Here is a 6,000-nt window from a genome sequence, read left to right as displayed (position 1 = left end):
ATGTGAGAGTAGGTCATCGTCAAGCTTCTACACCAAACCCCCGATCTTCGTAAGAGGATCGGGGGTTTGTCTTTGGGGCGAGATATCTTGTATCCGTCGCTGATGAGCTCTAGCAGCCTCTAATACAGCAATCGTGCCGAGTGCTGTGCAGACATACTGTCTACTGTGCATCCGGTTCGTTTTTGGCGAACATTGCAGAGCTTGCATGAGGGGCCACAACGTTGCATAACGAACGGCCGACCAACTCGGGAATTTCCATGTGAGGAGAAACAGCTGCTCGACGCGCTTAGGTGCCACCCGAACGCCCTAAACCGACCAGAAAAAATGTGCGGTGACGAATTGCCTCGCTGTGCATCCATGTTCGCTCAGGCTCTGCCTGCGGATGTTGCAAACGAGGTGGTGCGGGCGCATCGATAGAGTTTTCGGGCAGAGGAATCTCCGGCCTTGAATGCCATCCTCGGGTGACTTGGACGTTGGTATCCGGACCGCGGCTGAGAGGAACAAGACCAGGCTCGGTAATACGCAGGCGATGCCGCAGCGCTGATGGCAGAGAGGCTTCAGCCATCACGCGTACACGCTCAAGTCAGCGCGGAACCGATGTTGGCACCTTGTCTGGGGGCTCGGTGCGCACGTTCTGGAAGCTAATAACGAAACGTCCGGGCGGCCAGCCAGTCCCAGCAACCAAGGCCTGGCGACTTTGACGTCGTTGCAAAAGAGTCCTAATGGCTCAGTCAACGGACAGCTCGGTAGGTGAGTAAACGCTAGAAGGGAGAGGGCCAGCCGACATTACTGGCAGACTGGCTCTCAACCTAGCGATCAGCTGATCGGTTCGGCTTCTGGTACCGCGTTTCGCTCAGCTGCTAAAACCGGTTGCCCAGGCTGGTCCCGCCGTTTGATGTATTTCCAATCCGCTTCGTCTATGTATATCCCGCTCGGACCGCTACCGCCTTCCAGGTCGATGGCCACATGCGCTGATACTTGCGGTTTGACAGAGGCCAGAATCGGAACGAAGCCCAGCTGCAAGCTGGTTTCGATCAGAGCCTGCTGATTGCGCTCGTCGATATCGGCTGCTTCATCTAGGTAGTAGGGCAGACGTATGCGTCCGGCTTGTTCACGATCCATCAGGTGTAGCAGCAGGTACATGTTGGTCAGCGCTTTGATGGTCATGGTCGTACCGTTGGATGCCGCCCCGTCGATGTCGGTATGGATGACCGGCTGACCGCCCACCTTGGTGATCTCGAATGCCAGCTCGAACAGATCCTTCAGGCCCAACTGGTTGTTATTTGCTGCAACCAGGCGCGCCAGGTATTCCTTGGCTTCCTCGTTTCTGCTGTCCTGTTCGCTGCTTTGCTGCAGGTCGAATACCGATAGTGTCTCGCCTTGCTCGTACTGCCCTGCGCTGTGGATGATCTGATCGATATGCTTCAGTGCATCCTTATTAGGGGCCAGCACAATGCGGAAGCTCTCAAGATTCGATACCTGCCGTTTGTTGATCTCTCGGTTGAACAACGCCAGCTGATGCTCAAGGCTGTCGTAATCGCTGCGAATGTTGCGCAAGGTGCGTGCTATATCGGTCACTGCCGCGCGACGTGCCTTGGCAAGCGTCAAGGCTTCGTCCTGGCGGTGCGCGTAGGCATTGACCAGCAGCTGTAACCGTCGCTCAGGGTCTTCTTCGCTATCGAATTTGGCAACACCCTTGAGGCGTACCTGTGCATAGAGTGCTTCGATCTGGCCATCGACACGCTGCAGTGCCTGCCAGCTGTCTTGGTAGTCGTTGAGCAGCGGCTGGAGATTGTCCAGGGTGTCGTCCACGGGGTCCATGAACGGTGTGCCGAATGGCAAGTCGGCAGGGAGCAGCTGACGACGGCGTAGCGCGTCCTCCAGCGTGCGTTCCTTGGCCTCGAGATCAGCCAACTGGCGGCCGACCAGCTGCAGCTTTGCTGACAGGTGTTGCACCCGCTCAGTGAAGACGTCGCTGGTCCGCTTGAGTTCATCCTGAGCCGCTTCGTTCTGAGCCAGCTGCTCGAGCTTGCTGTGCTCTTCGGCCGATAGCGTCTGGCAGCGGCGGTAATCCTCCAATGCTTTTTGAGCGTCAAGCACCTGTTGGTAAAGCTGCTCGGCTTGCGCTTTGCTGGCGGCACGGTCCACCGCTACCGAGTGCTGGGCCTTGAGTTGCTTCAGCTCGCGTTCCAGTCGGTCTTTCTGGTCACGCAGCGCGGCCCGGTCAGCCAGCGCCTGCAGTGCCGGTGGTTCGATATGGGACAGATCGATGGACAATCCGGGCACTTCGAATCGCTCGCCCTTGAAACCGTCGAGCACTGCTTCCAGCGACTTGACCCACGTCTCGCTGTCGTCCGTGCATATGCCTTTGTCTCCCAAAGGCAGGCTGAACAGCTGACTGTTGAACAAGCGCATCAGACGATCTACATCGGCCTGAGAGAACTCTTCACGCAGGCGCGAATAGCTGTTGTTGTCCGCATGGTCCAATTGCTGCCGGACAGACTTGAGGCGCTTTTCCAGGTCTCGTAGACGCTCATCGAGATCTTCGCTGGAGAACTGGCGTGATTGCGACAGCGCGCCAGCCAGCTCGTCGTGGGCGTCCTTGGCGGCGAGCAGCTGTTGTTCGAGAACATGAGCATCCTCAACCAGCGCAAAGCGGTTCTTCAACGCCGAGAGCTCACCCAGCCAGCGTTGAATCTCACTGATTTCACGCTCGAGACGCATCAGCTCAGCGGTGCCGCCACGCTGTTCGTTCTGCAGGCCGTCCTGCTCGCGGCGATAGTGTTCGGCCTGGATGACCAGCTCTTCCTTGCGGGCGCCGGCATAGTCCTGCCAGGTGCCGAGTAGTGAGTCGAGCAAGGGGGACAAGCGATGCAATTTGCCGCGCAGCAACTCACGTTGAGCTACGCCAGCGGCGAGGGCTTCTACCAGCGGGCCGGCTGCGACCAACGCCTGATAGTCCTGCTCCATGCGGCGCACATCACGGAAGGCTTCTTCGGTAGCGGCGATGTAGTCGACACTGCCGGAACGCAAGCTGTGTTCGAACGCATCGAGGAACAGTTGCTTGAGTTTGGCCGCGGTTATCTCGCGCATGTGCAGCAGGTTGATGAACAGCGCACGGAATGTTTTCAGGCTCTGCTCGCTGGTTGAGCGCAGCGGTATGAGTGTCATGTCCAGCGGAATCGCAGTATGCCCACCAACCAGTAGACGGCGAAGCTCGTCCGGCTTGGCCTCGTAGGCTTTGATACCGGCGCGCTCCAGATTGGCGAATAGCTCGCGCTGACGCAGGCAGGTGCCGTTCTGCTGGTAGTGATCGAGGTCTAACGAGCCTTGGTAAACGAAGAACTGGTGGCCAAACCCGCCGCCCGGCCCGCGCCCGGCAACACCGATGACGTGCGGGCCATGGGGCAGGGCGACTTCGACCAGGATGTAACTGGTGTCGCTGGCGAAGTAGAACTTTCGTGACTGTTCCAGGCTGTACTTGCCGAAGCTCATGTCTGACATGCGCGCCAGAATCGGGAATTGCAGCGCGTTGATCGATGCAGACTTGCCGAGGTTGTTGGCGCCGTAAACTGACAGTGGCGTTTCCAGCGGAAAAATTCCGAGGCTGTAGCCGGCGGTGTTCAGCAGGGCAAAGCGACGGATACCGTATCGTTCCTGGCTCATGCTTCAAGCTCCTTTTCATCAGCGATGGCACGCGCTAGGGCATCTTCTTCGGATTCGTCCGGATCACGGTCGAGAAGAATGATCTCGTCCTCATCCTCCTCGGCGAAGAGCTGAGGGGCGGGCAATGGCAGGTCACTGCTGTGCAGGCTTGCCGCGAGGTCGCGGTCCTGCTGAACCGACAAACAGACGTCGAGGAAACGGTGCATGGGCGGCAGGAAACGGTAAATACCATTGCTGTCTTCGGCAAAACCCAGTTGCGTCAGCCGGCGAATGACTTTTTCTTCCAGCTCGTCCTGGGTGGTCACCTCAGCCTGCAGAAACAGGTCGCGGTACTTATCCAGCAAGGCCGGCAGTTCATCCCGACCCAGGGTGCCGCCATCGAGAACTGCAAGCGGATCGCGGCCCTGATCGGCCAGATGTTCGACCAGGATGAAGGTAAACAACGCCAGGCGCTGAGCCGTCTTGTTGACCTGGGCGCCCATCTGCTCGGGAACGAAATAGTAAAAGCCGCGCGGGTCGCAGACCAGTTCAAAGCCGAGCGCCTTGAACAGCGCGCGGTACAGGTCCTGCATGTTGGATAGCTGGGCATAGCACTCCGGCTCGCTGCGCGACAGGTGATAGCCCTTGAACAGCTCGCGGAAGATAGGCGCCAGCTGGGTCATTTCTTTCAGATCGATGTTCATACGCAACTCAGGCAATCATCGTGTGAAACCGCGAAGCGCATTTCACGAAAATGGATAGTCGGGACGGGCGCGCAGCTTGCCCGTGGAACACAAGGCTCAACCATTGGCATTGGCCAGCAGCGCGAATGAGCTGAGGCTGACCTGATGCTCGCGCGTCAGGTACTCGCGCCGCTCCAGGCGCTCGCGCTGAAAACGTGCATCGCGGGACAGGCGCGAAAACCAGTAGAGCAGCTCATCGGTCGCGCCTTCGGGCTCCTGCTCCAGCAACCATTGCATCAGGTCAGGCAGCGGCAACGCCTGTTCGCAGCGGTCGAGCATTTCACGTGCCGTCAGCGGAGAACGTGGTGCATCGGTCTTGCGTTTGCTGCCGGCTCGGGGGAATCGCGCGGGTTTTGGCTCAAAGCGGGCCAAGGCATAGACGTAGGCTTCGACCTGGCTGGCCGAGCCGAGAAAAGTACTCTGCGGCCGGGTGAACAGCGGCAGCGACGCCTGCGGCACGGCATCGAGGCCTTTCTTGCGGATAGCTGACAGCGCCAGCGCCGCGCCACGGGTCACCGCGTTGTGACGACGCGCTTCTTCACGCAGGGGCAGCAACAGCTCACGAGCATGACGCAGGGTCAGCTGGGCGGTGCTCTGCATTTCCAGAATCCGCGCATGCGTGCGTAGCAGCAGATCGTCGTCGACCAGTTGGCCGAGTCGCTGTTGCTCGCCGAGCAGCTTCATCAGCACCTGCTCGACGCGGTAAACGCCTTGTTCGAAGGCACCGTCAGCCGCGACCAGCTGGATCATTGGCTCGACGTACTCGTCCCAGGTCGCCAGGACTTCTGCATAACGTTGCCGCAGCGGAATCTGCCGGTCGCTGGTCTTGGCCCGATCGGCCACGCCGATCAGCGCTTGTTCATCATTTGCGAGCTTTTTCAGCACGTCACGCACGCGCATATCGAGCAGGCGCAGCTGCCGCGCCAGGTCCTGGCCATCACGGATTTCGAAGGCGTCTTGGATGTGTCCCGCCAGGCGTTCGAGGTGACGCAGATAGGCTTCGATTTCCAGGCACAGGCCCAGGCGATGTTCGCGGCGCAGGTACGCCAGAAAATCGTGAATCTGCGCGTTCAGCTCAAAGCGATTCGGGCTTTTCGCCACCGGCACCAGGATGTCGAGGCGGATCCACTGATCAAGCAGGGCTGTGATATCGGTGGGCGTTCCTTCCGGAAGCTGTGCTGCGAGCTGGTGACGAAGTTCGATCAGGCTCAGGGTGCCAGCGTCGAAGCGCTCGCACAGCGGCTCGAGCAATGTCCAGTGTTCGGCGAGGGCGCGCAGTACGCGCTTGGGTTCGATCATCGAGGCGCCAATCCAGCCATGAAAAAAGGCGCAAATTGTACTGCATCCCCACCGAATTAATGGCAGGCGGAGACGATCGGGTGCGCCTTCATCGGCATTCCTGTCAGCAAATTCAAAGGTTCATCCGGTCGTCATCTTTTGCCATCTAGTCTGCAGCGTATCGCTTCAGTCCAGCAATTTGGTGGCGACCGAACATCATGAAAGTCGACGAAGTGTCGAAATGCTATTTCGATATGCGTTAGTTACCGGCACAATTCGCCCTTTTTTCCAAACGGGAAGCGGTCGGCTTCCTGCCGGCGACCTTTTCGGGGCA

General features: G+C 59.0%; 3 protein-coding genes. All 3 read right to left on the bottom strand.

Annotated features, from left to right (window positions below; all coding sequences use genetic code 11):
* Positions 1 to 816 precede the first annotated feature (816 nt).
* Positions 817 to 3,666 carry an Mks condensin complex protein MksF gene (gene mksF, locus AAGW23_RS20535; protein ID WP_342408122.1) on the bottom strand — a complete coding sequence of 950 codons (2,850 nt, stop codon included), beginning with the start codon at positions 3,664 to 3,666 and terminating at the stop codon, positions 817 to 819.
* Entirely contained in the window at positions 3,663 to 4,349 is a 687-nt protein-coding gene (gene mksE / locus AAGW23_RS20530) for an Mks condensin complex protein MksE (RefSeq protein ID WP_342408121.1), read from the bottom strand. Before mksE ends, mksF begins: the two co-directional genes overlap by 4 nt.
* A 96-nt stretch (positions 4,350 to 4,445) precedes the next feature.
* Positions 4,446 to 5,687, bottom strand: coding sequence for an Mks condensin complex protein MksB (gene mksB / locus AAGW23_RS20525; protein WP_342408120.1), 1,242 nt, complete (start codon positions 5,685 to 5,687; stop codon positions 4,446 to 4,448).
* Between the last annotated feature and the right edge of the window lie 313 nt (positions 5,688 to 6,000).

The sequence above is a fragment of the Stutzerimonas chloritidismutans genome (assembly GCF_038562055.1).
Classification (GTDB): Bacteria; Pseudomonadota; Gammaproteobacteria; order Pseudomonadales; family Pseudomonadaceae; genus Stutzerimonas; species Stutzerimonas chloritidismutans_A.
Note: the sequence above shows the minus strand (reverse complement) of the source record. Positions and strands in the feature narration are given on the sequence as shown.

Coding starts and splice junctions, on each gene's coding strand:
- mksF (WP_342408122.1), bottom strand. CDS start 3,666: ATGAGCCAGGAACGATACGGTATCCGTCGCTTTGCCCTGCTGAACACC.
- mksE (WP_342408121.1), bottom strand. CDS start 4,349: ATGAACATCGATCTGAAAGAAATGACCCAGCTGGCGCCTATCTTCCGC.
- mksB (WP_342408120.1), bottom strand. CDS start 5,687: ATGATCGAACCCAAGCGCGTACTGCGCGCCCTCGCCGAACACTGGACA.